Annotated in this window: 21 protein-coding genes; 18 read left to right on the top strand and 3 right to left on the bottom strand. The window is 32.3% G+C overall.

From position 1 onward, the window contains the following. The first annotated feature begins 161 nt into the window (after positions 1-161). The 6 genes from HZC47_03595 (at position 162) to HZC47_03570 (ending at position 4,686) form a co-directional block, all read left to right on the top strand. On the top strand, positions 162-617 hold the full coding sequence (locus HZC47_03595; GenBank protein ID MBI5679964.1) for an HIT family protein: 456 nt from the start codon (positions 162-164) through the stop codon (positions 615-617). Positions 618-620: 3 nt separating this feature from the next. Continuing rightward, positions 621-1,610, top strand: coding sequence for an aminopeptidase P family protein (locus HZC47_03590; GenBank protein MBI5679963.1), 990 nt, complete (start codon positions 621-623; stop codon positions 1,608-1,610). A gap of 147 nt (positions 1,611-1,757) precedes the next feature. Beyond that, a complete protein-coding gene (locus HZC47_03585; protein MBI5679962.1) occupies positions 1,758-2,690 on the top strand; it encodes a type II secretion system F family protein in 933 nt (310 codons plus the stop codon). A 22-nt stretch (positions 2,691-2,712) separates the two neighbouring features. Further along, positions 2,713-2,910 (top strand): class III signal peptide-containing protein, encoded by a 198-nt coding sequence (locus tag HZC47_03580; protein MBI5679961.1) that lies wholly within the window; start codon positions 2,713-2,715, stop codon positions 2,908-2,910. An 11-nt stretch (positions 2,911-2,921) separates the two neighbouring features. After that, a complete protein-coding gene (locus HZC47_03575; GenBank protein MBI5679960.1) occupies positions 2,922-3,125 on the top strand; it encodes a class III signal peptide-containing protein in 204 nt (67 codons plus the stop codon). Between the two features lie 148 nt (positions 3,126-3,273). Continuing rightward, complete coding sequence (locus HZC47_03570; protein MBI5679959.1) at positions 3,274-4,686, top strand: aldehyde dehydrogenase family protein; 1,413 nt, start codon at positions 3,274-3,276, stop codon at positions 4,684-4,686. A 9-nt stretch (positions 4,687-4,695) separates the two neighbouring features. Here HZC47_03570 and HZC47_03565 read toward each other — a convergent pair whose 3' ends face one another. After that, positions 4,696-5,145 carry a MarR family transcriptional regulator gene (locus tag HZC47_03565; GenBank protein MBI5679958.1) on the bottom strand — a complete coding sequence of 150 codons (450 nt, stop codon included), beginning with the start codon at positions 5,143-5,145 and terminating at the stop codon, positions 4,696-4,698. Between the two features lie 166 nt (positions 5,146-5,311). On the opposite strand from HZC47_03565, the gene HZC47_03560 reads away from it, so the two are divergent. The 7 genes from HZC47_03560 (at position 5,312) to HZC47_03530 (ending at position 8,621) form a co-directional block, all read left to right on the top strand. After that, positions 5,312-6,145 (top strand): nitroreductase family protein, encoded by an 834-nt coding sequence (locus HZC47_03560; GenBank protein ID MBI5679957.1) that lies wholly within the window; start codon positions 5,312-5,314, stop codon positions 6,143-6,145. 18 nt (positions 6,146-6,163) lie between these two features. Further along, positions 6,164-6,364: a tautomerase family protein gene (locus tag HZC47_03555; GenBank protein MBI5679956.1), complete on the top strand. Its 201-nt coding sequence runs from the start codon at positions 6,164-6,166 to the stop codon at positions 6,362-6,364. A gap of 67 nt (positions 6,365-6,431) precedes the next feature. After that, on the top strand, positions 6,432-7,073 hold the full coding sequence (locus tag HZC47_03550) for an NAD(P)H-dependent oxidoreductase (protein MBI5679955.1): 642 nt from the start codon (positions 6,432-6,434) through the stop codon (positions 7,071-7,073). 32 nt (positions 7,074-7,105) lie between these two features. Then, a complete protein-coding gene (locus HZC47_03545) occupies positions 7,106-7,399 on the top strand; it encodes a superoxide dismutase (protein MBI5679954.1) in 294 nt (97 codons plus the stop codon). Positions 7,400-7,414: 15 nt separating this feature from the next. Further along, positions 7,415-7,675, top strand: a complete 261-nt coding sequence (locus tag HZC47_03540) for a DUF1211 domain-containing protein (protein MBI5679953.1) — start codon at positions 7,415-7,417, stop codon at positions 7,673-7,675. After that, positions 7,615-8,046 carry a hypothetical protein gene (locus HZC47_03535; protein MBI5679952.1) on the top strand — a complete coding sequence of 144 codons (432 nt, stop codon included), beginning with the start codon at positions 7,615-7,617 and terminating at the stop codon, positions 8,044-8,046. Before HZC47_03540 ends, HZC47_03535 begins: the two co-directional genes overlap by 61 nt. A 14-nt stretch (positions 8,047-8,060) precedes the next feature. Further along, a complete protein-coding gene (locus HZC47_03530; GenBank protein ID MBI5679951.1) occupies positions 8,061-8,621 on the top strand; it encodes a flavin reductase family protein in 561 nt (186 codons plus the stop codon). Between the two features lie 10 nt (positions 8,622-8,631). Here the strand turns inward: HZC47_03530 and HZC47_03525 are convergent, their stop codons facing one another. Continuing rightward, positions 8,632-9,354, bottom strand: a complete 723-nt coding sequence (locus HZC47_03525; GenBank protein MBI5679950.1) for a tRNA-binding protein — start codon at positions 9,352-9,354, stop codon at positions 8,632-8,634. 245 nt (positions 9,355-9,599) lie between these two features. Here HZC47_03525 and HZC47_03520 point away from each other — a divergent pair, with 245 nt between their 5' ends. The 5 genes from HZC47_03520 (at position 9,600) to HZC47_03500 (ending at position 12,654) form a co-directional block, all read left to right on the top strand. Next, positions 9,600-9,929, top strand: a complete 330-nt coding sequence (locus tag HZC47_03520; GenBank protein ID MBI5679949.1) for a PRC-barrel domain-containing protein — start codon at positions 9,600-9,602, stop codon at positions 9,927-9,929. 5 nt (positions 9,930-9,934) lie between these two features. Beyond that, positions 9,935-10,699 carry an aspartate dehydrogenase gene (locus HZC47_03515; GenBank protein ID MBI5679948.1) on the top strand — a complete coding sequence of 255 codons (765 nt, stop codon included), beginning with the start codon at positions 9,935-9,937 and terminating at the stop codon, positions 10,697-10,699. Between the two features lie 54 nt (positions 10,700-10,753). Beyond that, positions 10,754-11,485 carry a guanylyltransferase gene (locus tag HZC47_03510; GenBank protein MBI5679947.1) on the top strand — a complete coding sequence of 244 codons (732 nt, stop codon included), beginning with the start codon at positions 10,754-10,756 and terminating at the stop codon, positions 11,483-11,485. Positions 11,486-11,600: 115 nt separating this feature from the next. Next, positions 11,601-12,029 (top strand): Mov34/MPN/PAD-1 family protein, encoded by a 429-nt coding sequence (locus HZC47_03505; protein MBI5679946.1) that lies wholly within the window; start codon positions 11,601-11,603, stop codon positions 12,027-12,029. Positions 12,030-12,099: 70 nt separating this feature from the next. After that, entirely contained in the window at positions 12,100-12,654 is a 555-nt protein-coding gene (locus HZC47_03500) for a hypothetical protein (protein ID MBI5679945.1), read from the top strand. A gap of 178 nt (positions 12,655-12,832) precedes the next feature. Here HZC47_03500 and HZC47_03495 read toward each other — a convergent pair whose 3' ends face one another. Beyond that, positions 12,833-14,410 (bottom strand): phosphoglycerate dehydrogenase, encoded by a 1,578-nt coding sequence (locus tag HZC47_03495; GenBank protein ID MBI5679944.1) that lies wholly within the window; start codon positions 14,408-14,410, stop codon positions 12,833-12,835. Positions 14,411-14,606 lie beyond the last annotated feature (196 nt).

The raw sequence follows: 14,606 nt of genomic DNA, 5'->3' as shown, positions 1-14,606 counted from the left end.
ACTGCACGAAAAAATGTAATTAAACTAATACCTGTATCTAAACTAATATAATATTTAATAAGAACTCGAACCCTGTATAACCATTTAATATCGTGAAATATATTTTTTATCCCATGAATGAAACAAAAAATTTAATGAATTAAAATAAATAAGTTGTAAATATGAGTTTTAAATGTGAATATTGTCAAATACCTGGTGCATACGGAAATTTGATTTATGATACAGATTACTGGCTGATTTATCTTGCTCCAAGCCAAAGATATCTTGGAACATGTGTAGTTGCGCTAAAACGGCAGTGTTCAAGTCTAAATGAGTTACAAAGTGAAGAATGGTCTGAATTTACAGAAATTGTGCAAAATATGGAAATAACCCTAAAAAAAACATTTAACCCCACTTTATTTAATTGGAGTTGCTTTATGAACTCTGCATATCGTGTTAGTTCACCAAACCCTGAAGTTCACTGGCACTTTATACCCCGATATAATAAAAAAGTTGAATTTGAAGGCTTAATTTTTGAGGATCCGGATTTCGGATATATTCCTCAACCTTTAGAACATAAAATCCCTGATGAAGTGATGAAAAAGCTGATGGCTGAAATAAAAAAGAATTTGAGATAAATCATGAAAATAATAGACGAAATGCATAAAGAAAGATTAGACTCGATATTAATTTTAAATCCTATAAATATAACATATTTATGTGGTTTTAAGCCTTCAAGCCCATCAATTTTAATGGTTAAAGATGAAACTGTGCTATTTACATCTAAAATGGATATAGAGGGTGCTATTATCAATTCAAAAATTCCTGTTGAAGACTTTAAATCTTTAGATGAAATAAAAAACTTATTGAAAGGCACTATTGGAATTGAAGGTTCAATGACCCTTGAAACTTTTGAAAGGTTAAAAAAAGGTTCTTCATTTAAAACAAAGATAACAAATATACCTGAAAGATTACGACGTGTTAAATCAAATGATGAATTAAAAAATATCAAAAAAGCTATTGATATTGCTGAAAATTCCATGAATAAAATTGAATTAAAAGAATCTATGAGTGAAAATGAGCTTGCAGCCCAAATTGAATATAAAATGAGAATTAATGGTTCAAATAAAGCTGCTTTTGATACAATTGTTGCTTCAGATACTCGATCTTCACTTCCACATGCCGAAGCATCCAATAATCCCCTAAAAAATCCGGTCGTGATTGATTGGGGTGCAGTTTACAATAATTACTGTTCAGACACTACTAGAACCATTATTGAAACTGAAAAACATGAAGAAATATTTGAAATTGTCCTTGAAGCCCAAAAAAAAGCCATAGATGTTATAAAACCTGGAATAAAAGTATCTTATGTTGATAAAGTTGCAAGGGATGTTATTGAAGAGTATGGGTATGGTGATTCATTTATACATTCTACAGGTCATGGAGTAGGGCTTGAAGTACATGAAAGCCCATCTTTATCCAAACGCTACGAAACAAAACTTGAAAAAGGGATGGTTATAACAGTAGAGCCTGGTATTTATCTTAAAGATGAATTTGGTGTGCGAATTGAAGATATGGTGCAGGTAAAAAACAAGGGAAGAGTTTTAAATAAAATTAAGAAAAAAATATAATTATAAAACTTTTAAAGTTAAAGAAATTATAAATTATATGTTTTTTACAATAATCATTAGCATAAAAACAATAAATACATTATATTCGCATTACAATATATAAATTAATATATTAAAGTAAAACTAAAATAATAAATAGGTGGAAAAATGGCAGTTATACCCAGTGCATTATCTCCGGTTTCTGAAACTATTGATGGTATTATTCCTGAATCATATATCCTCGGAATTCAAGAGACACTTATAAGAAGCGGAATGTATGTAAAGGCCTCGGATTTAATTACGCTGGGTCTTCTAACAGGCATAGCATTATCTATACTTGGATTTATTTTATCATCATTATTAGGCGTATTTCCACTCATAGGAGCAATAGTAGGCCTTATAGCTCCTTCTGCATTCATTGGTGCTTGGATATTCTTTATGATGGAACGCAGAGTAGATGCCATTGAACAATCCACTCCTGATTTTTTAAGGCAAGTTTCATCATTGCTTAGAGCTGGTGTTGGTCTTGAAACTGCCCTTGAAGACGTTGCAAAACATGGAGGCGGTCCTCTAAACGATGAGCTAAAAAGAGCTGTGATTGAGATTAAAATTGGAAGTACATTTGACGAGGCAATACTTTCAATGGGTGGACGATTAAAATCTAAAAACTTAGACCGAACATTTAGAATGATATTAGAAGGTAGAAGGACTGGAGGAAGTCTATCTGACGTTATTGAAACTGTTGCCGAAGATTTAAGGGCAGTATTAGCATTAAAACGTGAACGAAAAGCAAATGTAATGATGTCAGTAATGTTCCTAATTATTGCCGCCATAATAGCTGCTCCTTTTGCATTAGGGATGGCTATGACCTACTCTGGATTTATTGAATCTTTAGGTAAGCCCAATCCAATGGCAAGTGCTGCAGTTACTGCTGCAGGCGGTTACATAATTATTCACTCCATAATTGCCAGCTTGTTAATAGGCATTATTATGTACGGAAGCGCGAGAAAAGGAGTTAAATTCGCATTTCTCCTTGTTCCTGCAGCCTACGCTGTGTTTTATATAGTACAAAAGTTTGCAATGGCTTTCATGGCATTATGATAATTTTTGGTGTTGTTAAAATATGCAAATATTAAAAGACGAAAAAGCACAAGTCTCAGCTGAATATATCCTACTATTTGGCGGCGTAATAGTAATAGCCGTCGTAGCCGCAATATTCTATAGAAACTACTTAACTGGACTTGAAAACGCAAGCATGACAGATGTGCAAAATGTTACCAACTCATTAAATAATTTAAATCAAACAATTGCTAATAGTTAATGGTGTTAAATATGCAAATATTAAAAGACGAAAAAGCACAGGGAGCAGCTGAATATATTTTACTGTTTGGTGGCGTAATAGTAATAGCCGTCGTAGCCGCAATATTCTATAGAAACTACTTAACCGGGCTTGGAAACGAAACCAATGCCACTGATGTACAAAATATTACAAACCAGTTGCAAAATCTAACTTCAGCAGTTAATCAAACAGGATGAGTTTTATTCAGTCTGTAGGGATCAATTTTAACTACATTATTAATAAAAAGATAGCATTATGCCTATATTTTTTAATCAGTTTATTTTCATTTTAAATATGACATTTCACTATTAAACTAATTATTCATGAAATTAGGGACGTAATATTATGAATATGCTGATAAATGGAAAACAAATAGCAAAATCAGAAAAAATAGAGATTATAAATCCTGCAAATAACGAAATAGTTGATACTGTTCCTCATGGAAATCGTACTGATGCAAAAAAAGCTATAGAATCTGCAAATAAAGCAAAAAGACAGTTAAAAGATGTTCCATCCCACATAATATCTGAAAATTTATATGAAATCCATGAAGAAATATTAAAAAATTCCAAAACTTTTGCTAAACTAATTACTTTAGACTGCGGAAAACCAATCAAAAATTCAAAAGAAGAAGTAAAACGTTCCCTACAAACTATTTTACTTTCAGCAGAGGAAGCTAAACGAATATATGGTGAAACAATTCCTTTAGATGCATGTGCCGGCGGAGAGAATATAATTGGATTCACTAAAAAAATACCTTTGGGAGTTATTGGGGCCATTACTCCTTTTAATTTTCCATTAAATCTTGTTATTCACAAAATTGCTCCAGCAATAGCTGCTAAAAATGTAGTAGTTTTAAAACCATCTATTAAAGCCCCTTTAGCTGCACTTAAACTTGCTGAAATCATAGATACCTATTTTGAAGCAGGAGTTATTAATGCCATAACTGGATTTGGAAGGGAAGTAGGAGATGAAATTGTAAAAAATCCAGGAGTAGATAAGATCTCCTTTACTGGAAGTGTAGAAACTGGTTTAAATATATCTAAAAATGCAGGGATGAAAAAGTTAACCCTTGAACTTGGTGGAAATGATCCTTTAATAATTCTTGAGGATGCAGATATTGATAAAGCTGTGGATGCTGCAGTAACAGGCTCCTATTCAAATGCAGGTCAAGTCTGCATTGGTGTTAAACGTATTATCCTTGATGGGAAGATAGCTGATGAATTTACCGATAAATTTGTGAAAGCGACCTTAAAATTAAATGTTGGAGACCCCATGGATATAAAAACCGATGTAGGTCCATTAATAGATGAAAGTGCTGCTATTGAAATTGAAAATAAAGTAAATACTGCAATAAATGAGGGTGCAGAACTTTTATGTGGAGGAAAACGTGACGGTACATTTTATACTCCCACTGTTTTAGATAATGTTAAATCAAACATGAATATTGTACAGGAAGAAACTTTCGGACCCATATCTCCCCTAATTCATGTAAATGGAATTGATGAAGCAATAAAAGTTGCAAATGACACCAAATATGGTTTACAGGCTGGAATATTCACATGCAATATAAATAATGCATTAAAGGCTGCACAGGAAATAGATGCAGGCTCTGTTTTGATAAATAAGCCTTCCACTTATCGGGCAGACAATATGCCTTTTGGTGGGTGTAAAATGAGCGGCATGGGTAAAGAAGGCATTAAATATGCAGTAGAAGATATGACTAAAATTAAGCTTGTGATCCTTAATCCAATTTAATAAAATAAACTAATCTTGAAATTTATTTTCTAACTCATTGGCTGCATTATAAATTATTGATGTTAGTTCATCACCTTCTTTTTCGCCCAATATATTTGAATATCTTCGATGGAGATTTTCCCAGCATTTTGCCATTTCTTCCTGTAATTCTAACCCTTTTTCTGTAGGATAAATATATGAAACTTTTCCTTTAACTTTTCTTTTTGCTAATTCTTTGCTTTCCAGCTTATCTATAAATCTTGAGGTTGTTGAAGGTTTAATATTTAGTAATTTGCTTAATTCATTCTGTGAAAGCCCTGGCTCTAAATCAATAGTCATTAAAGCCATAGCATATGATGTTGAAAGTCCTATTCTTGAAAATTCTTCGTCAGCCATTCGATTCATGATTCTGTTAAGTTTGTTACTTGTAAAATAGAGGCAATTGGATAAAATATCTTTGCATTGGCCATCTTTAGTCATTTGATTCACCTGATTTATTGTTTTCTTTTGTATGCATAAAATTATATCGAAACATTTATATATTGTTTGTGCATACAACTTTATATTAGTTGTACATACAAACATGTGGAGTAAAATATGACTAAATTCAAAATAAATTAAAAAATGAGCATTAAGAGGTAAATAAATGATAAATAGAGAATTTAAACAGGGAATATGTATAAACTGCGGAAGTTGTGCTGTTAATTGTCCCATGGGGTTAATCCAAATGAATGATTTTCCCAAGATGGCTGAAGGATCAGAAATGATGTGTAACCAGTGTGGCCATTGCGAGGCTATTTGTCCTGAAGGAGCAATCAGACCAATTAAGTCGTCAACTGCCATGGATAAGACATTTAACACATTAACTAAATCAGCGGAAGGATGGGGTATTTCTCCAGTTCAAATGGAATTTCACATGAAATTTAGAAGATCAATTCGTAATTATAAGGACAAAGCTGTAGAAAAAGAAACTTTGGAAAAAATATTTGATATTGTTCGGTATGCACCCTCTGCAGGTAATGGACAGCCTGTTGAATGGATTGTTTTCAATGATCCACAGAAAGTTAATGAAATAGCAGAAGCTTCTATGGAATCGATGATGGAAATTTCAAAAACTGATTCTCCCCTAAATGACATGATACCATTAGCCTCATTTGTTGAAACCTGGGAAAATGGTATGGGCACTATACTCAGAGAAGCACCATGCTTAGTGGTGGCCCATGCTGCTGAAGACAATATGATGGCAGTGGGTGATGGTATGATAGCATTAACCCATCTAGATTTGGCTCTACCTTCCTTTGGTTTGGGTGGTTGTTGGGCAGGTCTTTTCAACATAATATGCAATGCAGACCCTACATTGAAGAATATGCTAGGAATACCCAAGAGAAACAACATAATTTATCCATTCATGGTTGGATATCCAAAATATGAATACCAAAGAATACCTGAAAGAAACAAACCGAATATTACTTGGAAATAGGAGTATGGGGGTGAAAAAATGCCTGTAATAACAATGGAAGTAGGGAAACTGGAAAAAGAACAGAAAAAAAACCTGGTAAAGAAATTTACGAAAGTTGCTTCTGAAATAACAGGTATAGACAAACAATATTTAATCGTGGTTATCAGAGAATGGCCTGATGAAAATTTAGGGATCAATGGCCTGACTGTTGAGGAAATTAAAAGTAAAATGGAAAATTGAAATTGCAAAATTGAATAAATATTCAAATAAACTCAAAAAACTGTTTCATAAATGGTAAGGTGATAAAATGAATGTATTGATTGTATATGCCCATCCAGAACCAAAATCATTGAATTCAAAACTTTTCAGTGTTGCTTTTGATACTTTAACCGAAAATGGCCACCAGGTTAAGGTATCAGACTTGTATGAAATGAAATTTAAAGCTGTTCTTGATGATGAAGACTTTCCAGAAAGAATGAATGAAGAAATATTTAATCCAATAATAGAACAACAATATGCCGTTAAAACCGGCGCCATTCCCGATGACATTAAAGAAGAAATGGATAAAGTAGAATGGGCTGATTTAGTAATTTTCCAGTTTCCAATATGGTGGACATCCTTCCCTGCAATCATGAAAGGATGGATTGATCGAGTTTTTGCCAATGGATTTGTATTTAATTTAGCTGAATATAAAGTGTACACTGATGGACTGTTGAATGGTAAAAAAGCAATGCTATCATTTACTACTGGGGCTCCGAGAGAATTATATTCTCAGGGAGGCCCTCATGGAGATATAGATCAACTTTTAACATATATGACTCATTGTATGTTTGAATTTGTTGGAATGGAAGTTTTACCATTATTTGGCCTGTTTGGAACTGCATCCATGTCTGAAGAAGAAATAAATATCCAGATTGATAAATTCAAAAATGTACTAAAATCTATATGAAATCATTGATAAATTATAACAGGAGATAATATATGAAAATACTTGCAATCGACAGATTTTTAGAGGGAACAAGACTTGAAAAGGTTCAACCTCACCTTAAAGATGAAATGAAAGTATCTTGGAAGCATTATAAAGAAGGATACATTCGAGAGTGGTATTTCAGGCAAGATATTCCAGGTGTTGTTTTAATTATGGAATGTGAATCTTTAGACGAAGCCCGAAGTCTAACAGATGAGTTTCCCCTTGTTAAAGAAGGTTTAATAAAATTTGATCTTATTCCATTAGGGCCTTTTGAACCATTAGAAGCGCTTTTAAACTTAAAATAGCAATGGTGTATTAAATTGGAATATCCCGGAAGAGATTTAGCTACAATAAGCATTGAGAACTTAACTATAGGTGTATTTGCTATTGTAATGACACTCCTCGTTCTCGACATAAAAGTGCCATATGTACCTGCAAATGAGATTTTAGGCACGTTATTTACTCTTTGGCCGAATTTCTTCGCCTATGCTATCAGTTTTGCTCTGTTGGGGATTTATTTATGGGTTATTTTGCTCAATTCCAGTATATTAAAAAAGCTGATCAGAATTCTCACTGGATAAGCTTTTTATTCCTTGCATTAGTAGCATTGCTTCCGTTTTCAACTGCTTTGCTTAGTGCATATCCTGGTCTATTCATAACATTAACAATATACGGCATTAACCTGATTTTAATTGGTTTTGCCCTTTATTGGCATTGGATTTATGCATTAAATGCCGATTTAGTAGAAAATACCTCTAAATTCCTGATAAGATATGCTATATTAAGATGCCTTGTGGCTCCGTTAGGTTACATAATTGCCATATTTTTAGCTTTTATAAGCTTAAAACTCAGTTTAATAATATTTGCTGTAGTACCGCTCCTTTACATCCTGCCTAAAACCCGGGAACTTTTCTGGTTCCCATTAGCTAATAAAGGAATTAAAAATAAATAATATGGAGAGATATTATGGAAAAAATAAATATAGGGAAAAATGGATTTATTTATCCAATGCCTGTGGCACTTTTAGGAACAAATGCAAATGATAAAGCCAATTTTATGGCACTTGGATGGTTAATGAGGGCAAACGTCAATCCGCCGATGTTGACAGTTGTAGTGAATAAAAATCATTTTACTAACAAATTAATTCGCGAAAACAAAACTTTCAGCGTGAATTTCCCAGATACAGAGATGATTGAGAAAACTGATTACTGTGGACTGGTTTCCGGTGAACGTGAAGATAAATCAAAGCTTTTTAATGTTTTTTACGGGGAATTAAAAACAGCGCCAATGATTGAAGAATGTCCCCTTTCATTAGAATGTAAACTTGTGGATATTTACGAAATGCCAACAAATGATCTTTTTATTGGAGAAATAATAGCAACATACACTGAAGAACAATATTTAACCGACGGAAAACCCGATATTAAAAAAATTAACCCTGCAGCTTTAACCATGCCTGATAACAACTACTGGAACATTGGCGAAAACATTGGGAAAGCGTGGAATATTGGTAAAAATCTAAAATAAAAAAATATTTTTACTTTAAAAACGTTTCAACAAAATTTCTGGCTTCATTGAGTGCTTCCAAAGGAAATCCTTTAGGCATTCCTCCAGTTTCACCTTGAACGTCTTTTAAAACTCCTTCACCTGCACCTAAAAACATTCCCTCGCTTGTAATTCCCATGAAACTTGTTGGTGGGAGCATGGCCACTGCAACCTTGTTAGATTCTTTAACATCCAGATCATTTGTTACAACAGTTATAGCTCTCTCCTTAATATTTACATTACATACAAGCAAATTATCAGCAGCAGGGTGACCTCCAACACTTACAATATCACCAACATGTATATCAATAGCCACAATTGGGTCATCTATAGGCCCTAGAGCTAATCTTTTATCTATATTTAAAATAATGTTTAAAAAGAATCTTATTTTAGCAACAGCTTCTTCTAATTTACTTTTTTCATCTTTACTAACTAATTCTAAAAAATGTTTATACCAATCATTACCACCTAAATTTTCAATAATGTGGTTTGCTTTTTCTTTAATAGAAACTATCTGAGGCATCTTAGCCAATTCAGCGGGTTCAACATAAGAATAATACAATGATTGAATTTCAGGGATCATATCCCTTGCATTTTGTATAACTTGTTTTTTATTCCATCTTCCTTTAAGATTTGCTCCTTCTAATGTTCTTAAAAAGAGATCCACCGATTTTTCAGCCGCTTTTAACCTATAATCTTTACTAGTATCCCACATGAATAATCACCATAATATTCATTTATTTTCTAAGTTTTGATAGAATTATGTTTAAAATGTCTCAATTTTTTATAAATTTATTTAAAGTTAGATTATTTAGAATTCATAATAAACTTGTCTATCAATTTCAAAACCAGATGAAATTTAGGCTAATTTATCGAAATATTTAAGTATATTAATGGTTTAAATCTTATTTAGTTATTTAAATTTATATAAAAAAATGTTAAACAAGATGTGGTGGAAAAATGGTCGATTTATCTAGCCTATATAACTTAGATGTGTATACAACACGAGGAAAATATATTGGAAGAGTCCAAGATGTTATATTAAACATTAAAAAAGGAAGAGTATCTCTCCTTAAAGCAAGGGCCATGGCGCCTGATAAAAGAAGTGTTGGAATAAGAGATGTTATCAAAACCAGCATGCGCTTTGTACCAGAAGCCGATGAAATAAGGCCATTGAAAGAAGAAGGCACAATAGACATACCTTATGATAGAGTTCAGGCAGTAGGAGATATTATTTTAATCAGTCCTGAAGTGAAAACTACACCTACACCTGCTGTACAACCACAGTGAACCATATGAAAGTTGGGATTATAGGGTGCGGCGCTATAGCCAACATAATAACCAATTTTGCAGTTGAAGGTAAATTAGGTGTAGATCTAACCTATTTTTATGACAGAGACATAGAAAGAGCTGAAAATTTAGCCCTTCAAGTGGATGGAAAAGTAACCCTCGATATTGAAGACATGTTAAATAATGTCGATATGGTAATTGAGGCAGCTTCACCCCAATCTGTAGCTGAAATCGTTCCCCCTATCTTGGAACATGGAAAAAATGTGCTTATAATGAGTATTGGGGCTTTGATGGATGCTGAGCTTAAAGAAAAGCTTGAAAGGCTTGCAGCTTCAACTGGTGCTAAAATATATGCTCCTTCAGGAGCTATTGTAGGTTTAGATGGAATTAAAGCAGCTTCTGTAGGTAAAATAAGAGAAGCTTCACTTATTACCAGAAAACCGCCTAAATCACTGGGAATTTCTGCTGAAGGTGAAAAAATCATTTATGAAGGAAAGGCATCCCATGCAGTTAAAGAATTCCCTACAAATATAAATGTAGCCGCTGCACTGAGTCTTGCATGCAATAAAGATGTAGATGTTAAAATAATTGCAGACCCTTGCGTTGATCGAAATATACATGAAGTTCATGTTATTGGCGATTTAGGGGAATTTACAACCATTACTAAAAATGTTCGGTGTGCTATGAACCCTAAAACAAGTGTTTTAGCTGCTTATTCTGCAATTAAACTCCTAAATAGTTTAAATGAGAATTTAATTATAGGAACATAAATCCATTTTCCAATTTTAATTTTAAGGTACTAAAAATCCATTAATATGATTATTATGAAAGAATATGAGATATTTTCAAACTTAAAGGTTCCTGGTGGATCTAAAATTATTTTAAGAATAGATGGAAGAAAATTCTCCATATTATCTCATCACCTTGGATTTAAAAAACCTTATGATGAGCAATTTAGAGATTTTATGATTCAATCATGTTTAGATTTCTTTAAAGAATTCAGTCCTTCATTTATTTACACATTTTCTGATGAAATAAACATTTTACTTTCAGAGATTCCTTTTGCAGGGAGAATTGAAAAGTTTGACTCTGTTTTTGCAAGTTTCATTGCTGGAAGCTTTACAAAAAACGTTTTAAATGCCGGAAAATCCATTAAAAATCCCATTTCATTTGATTCCAGAGTAATTCCTTTATCTTCCGCTTTAGTTATTGAATATTTTAAAGAAAGGCAAAATGAAGCTTGGAGAAACTGTATTAATGGGTACAGTTACTGGACTTTAAGAGAAGAATATACAAAGGAAGAATCAATGGAAATTTTAAAAAATAAAAAAAGTAGCGAGCTTCATGACATTCTGTTTAAAAGAGGCATCAATCTTGCTGAACTTCCCTCATGGCAAAGGAGAGGCGTTGGAATTTATAAAAAAGAGGTTATTATCCAAGGATATAACCCCATAAAAAAGGAGAATGTCAAATCCAAACGAAAGAAACTTTTGGTTGACTGTAATTTACCTATTTTTGATGCTCAATTTTTCAGCGAAAATTTAATTTTAGAGTAAATCAAAAAGTAGAATAAATACTGATTTTAATTAATATACTATCCAATAATTTAATATATGTTTTCAAAATAAATTTTTGAGTTATTACAACAATATAATTATTTAAAATGATAAAATGAAACTTGATAATCTTTTAGGAAAAATATTAGGGACATCTAAAAGTCATTTTGATGAAGTACAGATTGATAAAGAAGTCACTGACGAAATAATGAACATCGCTAAGGAATCTTATCCCAATGAGTTTATGGCCCTTTTAGAAGGCAAAATAAGCGATAAAATACTTAAAATAACGGGATTAATCTTTCTTCCAGTTGATACCTCTCAAGAAGGTGCTGTAATGCAAGTTTTCATGCAGCCACTTACTACAAACTCTGTAGGATCTGTTCACAGCCATCCTGGCTTTAATGCAAGTCCATCAGATGCAGATTTAACTTTTTTTTCAAAAAAAGGATTATTCCATATGATTATTGCAGAACCGTATAATATGGAAAGTATTAGAGCTTATGACTCCTATGGGAATATCGTTGATTTTAAAACAATTTGATTATTTTTAAATTAAGTTTTTATATTACTTTAATCAATTTAATTTTATGATTTTATTAAAGGTGGATTAATTGAGATTATCAAGGAATCATATTGGCATTTTACTAATAATATTTTTATTTATTGCTCTTTTAGTTTATAATATTTCTAATAACACTAATTTTGGTTATAATACAAATAATATATTCAATACCAACGATTCATCTATAAAAACATATTCTGCTAATGGTGTTAGTTTTAATTACCCGGCTATTTGGAAAATAGAAGAAAATAACGAATATGGGAGTAATATGATTTACGTTTTTAAAAATAGATCAAGTTACAGTACAATGGCCATTATTCAAATAACGCATAATCCCATGGGTTTGACAGATCAAGATGCATGGGACTTAATACAAAATTCTGAAAATCCAGAGGGCACTAAACAAATTTCAAACCAGACAATTACATTTGATGGCGAAAAAGCTTATGAACAAATATTTGTCGGCGATTCAATGAAACAACAATACATAACCTTCGTTAAAAATGAAAATACTTATTCTTTAGTTTTCCAAGCTCCAGAAAAAGACTATAATAATCAAAAACCGAATTTTGATATTATTTTAAACAGTTTTAAAGTTGATTGATAATAAATTTTTTAATTCAATTTTTTTATAAATCCTAATTGTAATCTTAAGGAATACACATTGTTCATCCAAAGTTTTGTTAAAAACAGGTTTAAGGAACTATAAACATTATAAGCATGTTTAAAGCCCAAAATTTAAAATAAAAAAAATGTATTTATTACTTTAAAAAATACACTAACTACAATTGGACATAAACAGCGTCGTAAACATGTTCTAATGCCCTTGTCTCTTCAATTACTTCTGCTGGAACCTTCTGATCAACTGTTAAAACCATTACAGCTTCTCCACCAGCTTCTTGCCTACCGACTTGCATTTTTGCGATGTTTATTCCATGTTCTCCCAGTTTTGTACCGATTGTACCGATACTTCCAGGAATATCTTTATATCTGGCTATAACCATTGTTCCTTCAGGTTTTACGTTCACCCAGTACTCATCAATTCTTACAATTCTTGGTTCTTCTACGGCTGTACCTTCAATGCTCATTTCGCCATCGTCAGATTTTATTTTAACTTTTATAAGACTTTTATACCCTTCAGCTTCACTTCTTTTACTTTCTGTTATGACTATTCCTCTTTTTTTGGCCATTGAAGGTGCATTTATCATATTCACAGGTTCTGTAAGTACAGAATTTAACATTTCTTTTAATACAGTTCGTGTCAATATATCATTTCTTGAAAAGTCTGCTAATTCTCCACAGTAAGTTATATCCACCTCGGTTATGTTTCCTTTTGCAGCCTGGATAAGGAAATTAGCTAATTTTTCAGAAAGCTTTAAATATGGTTTAATAGCCTGGAATGTTTCTGGATCTAAAACTGGCATGTTTAAAACATTTTTAGGAGCTTCTCCCATGAATACTTTCTTAACTTCATTTGCAACTATAATTGCAGCGTCTCTTTGTGCTTCTTTGGTTGATGCACCAATATGGGGAGTTGCAACCAAATTATCAAGCTCTAAAAGAGGACTACCTTCTGGAGGTTCTGCTTCAAACACATCTAATCCTGCTCCTCCAATTTTACCAGATTTAAGTGCATCATATAGATCATCTTCATTTATTATGCCTCCTCTAGCACAATTTATTATAAAAGCAGTTTCCTTCATGATGTCAAATTCCCTCTTAGATATGGAGTGTTTGGTCTCTGGAGTTAGTGGAACATGAATGGTTATTACATCTGCATTTTTAAGCAGTGTTTCTTTGTCTACTACTCTTGCCCCTAATTTTGAAGCAACTTCTTCTGTTATATATGGATCGTTGACCAGTATATCCATGGCAAAGGCTTTGCATCGACTGGCTACCTGGCTTCCGATTCTACCCATACCTATAATACCCAGGGTTTTGCCAGCCAGTTCTATTCCCATAAATCTGCTTTTTTCCCATTTTCCTTCCTTTACAGATTTATCTGCAATTGAAATCTTCCTTGAAAGTGCCATTATAAGTCCCATTGCATGTTCTGCAACAGTTATTGATGTTGATTCTGGTGCATTAACTACCATTATTCCTCTTTCTGTGGCAGCTTCAACATCTACATTATCTACACCCACTCCAGCCCTTGCTATTATTTTTAGTTTGTCTGCTGCCATTATAACTTCACGAGTTACTTTGGTCCTGCTTCTTACAATAATTGCATCAAAATCTTTAATTTGATTTATAAGCTCTTCTTGAGTAATTGAAGTATTAACTACTACTTCTGCAACTTCTTTAAGGTCGTCTATACCTTTTTCATTTATTTGATCAGCTATAATTACCTTTTTATCCATTATTTCACCAGCCTCATTTCTCTAATAATCAATTTAATAAAATTACATTTTTAACTTAATATAATTAAAAATTTTAAACTATTTTAAATTATTGAATTTATTTATATTCCATTTTTATGTTAAAAAAATTAGTTATTAAAATACTTTAAACTATATAACGAATAAAGTTTATATATCCAACGGAAAATTAATTTAT

The sequence above is a fragment of the Methanobacterium sp. genome (genome assembly GCA_016222945.1).
Lineage (GTDB): Archaea > Methanobacteriota > Methanobacteria > Methanobacteriales > Methanobacteriaceae > Methanobacterium_D.
Note: the sequence above shows the minus strand (reverse complement) of the source record. Positions and strands in the feature narration are given on the sequence as shown.

What these genes read in the sequence shown, in the direction of transcription:
- HZC47_03595 (MBI5679964.1), top strand. Translation starts at nt 162, where the DNA reads ATGAGTTTTAAATGTGAATATTGTCAAATACCTGGTGCATACGGAAAT.
- HZC47_03590 (MBI5679963.1), top strand. Translation starts at nt 621, where the DNA reads ATGAAAATAATAGACGAAATGCATAAAGAAAGATTAGACTCGATATTA.
- HZC47_03585 (MBI5679962.1), top strand. Translation starts at nt 1,758, where the DNA reads ATGGCAGTTATACCCAGTGCATTATCTCCGGTTTCTGAAACTATTGAT.
- HZC47_03580 (MBI5679961.1), top strand. Translation starts at nt 2,713, where the DNA reads ATGCAAATATTAAAAGACGAAAAAGCACAAGTCTCAGCTGAATATATC.
- HZC47_03575 (MBI5679960.1), top strand. Translation starts at nt 2,922, where the DNA reads ATGCAAATATTAAAAGACGAAAAAGCACAGGGAGCAGCTGAATATATT.
- HZC47_03570 (MBI5679959.1), top strand. Translation starts at nt 3,274, where the DNA reads ATGAATATGCTGATAAATGGAAAACAAATAGCAAAATCAGAAAAAATA.
- HZC47_03565 (MBI5679958.1), bottom strand. Translation starts at nt 5,145, where the DNA reads ATGACTAAAGATGGCCAATGCAAAGATATTTTATCCAATTGCCTCTAT.
- HZC47_03560 (MBI5679957.1), top strand. Translation starts at nt 5,312, where the DNA reads ATGATAAATAGAGAATTTAAACAGGGAATATGTATAAACTGCGGAAGT.
- HZC47_03555 (MBI5679956.1), top strand. Translation starts at nt 6,164, where the DNA reads ATGCCTGTAATAACAATGGAAGTAGGGAAACTGGAAAAAGAACAGAAA.
- HZC47_03550 (MBI5679955.1), top strand. Translation starts at nt 6,432, where the DNA reads ATGAATGTATTGATTGTATATGCCCATCCAGAACCAAAATCATTGAAT.
- HZC47_03545 (MBI5679954.1), top strand. Translation starts at nt 7,106, where the DNA reads ATGAAAATACTTGCAATCGACAGATTTTTAGAGGGAACAAGACTTGAA.
- HZC47_03535 (MBI5679952.1), top strand. Translation starts at nt 7,615, where the DNA reads ATGGGTTATTTTGCTCAATTCCAGTATATTAAAAAAGCTGATCAGAAT.
- HZC47_03530 (MBI5679951.1), top strand. Translation starts at nt 8,061, where the DNA reads ATGGAAAAAATAAATATAGGGAAAAATGGATTTATTTATCCAATGCCT.
- HZC47_03525 (MBI5679950.1), bottom strand. Translation starts at nt 9,354, where the DNA reads ATGTGGGATACTAGTAAAGATTATAGGTTAAAAGCGGCTGAAAAATCG.
- HZC47_03520 (MBI5679949.1), top strand. Translation starts at nt 9,600, where the DNA reads ATGGTCGATTTATCTAGCCTATATAACTTAGATGTGTATACAACACGA.
- HZC47_03515 (MBI5679948.1), top strand. Translation starts at nt 9,935, where the DNA reads ATGAAAGTTGGGATTATAGGGTGCGGCGCTATAGCCAACATAATAACC.
- HZC47_03510 (MBI5679947.1), top strand. Translation starts at nt 10,754, where the DNA reads ATGAAAGAATATGAGATATTTTCAAACTTAAAGGTTCCTGGTGGATCT.
- HZC47_03505 (MBI5679946.1), top strand. Translation starts at nt 11,601, where the DNA reads ATGAAACTTGATAATCTTTTAGGAAAAATATTAGGGACATCTAAAAGT.
- HZC47_03495 (MBI5679944.1), bottom strand. Translation starts at nt 14,410, where the DNA reads ATGGATAAAAAGGTAATTATAGCTGATCAAATAAATGAAAAAGGTATA.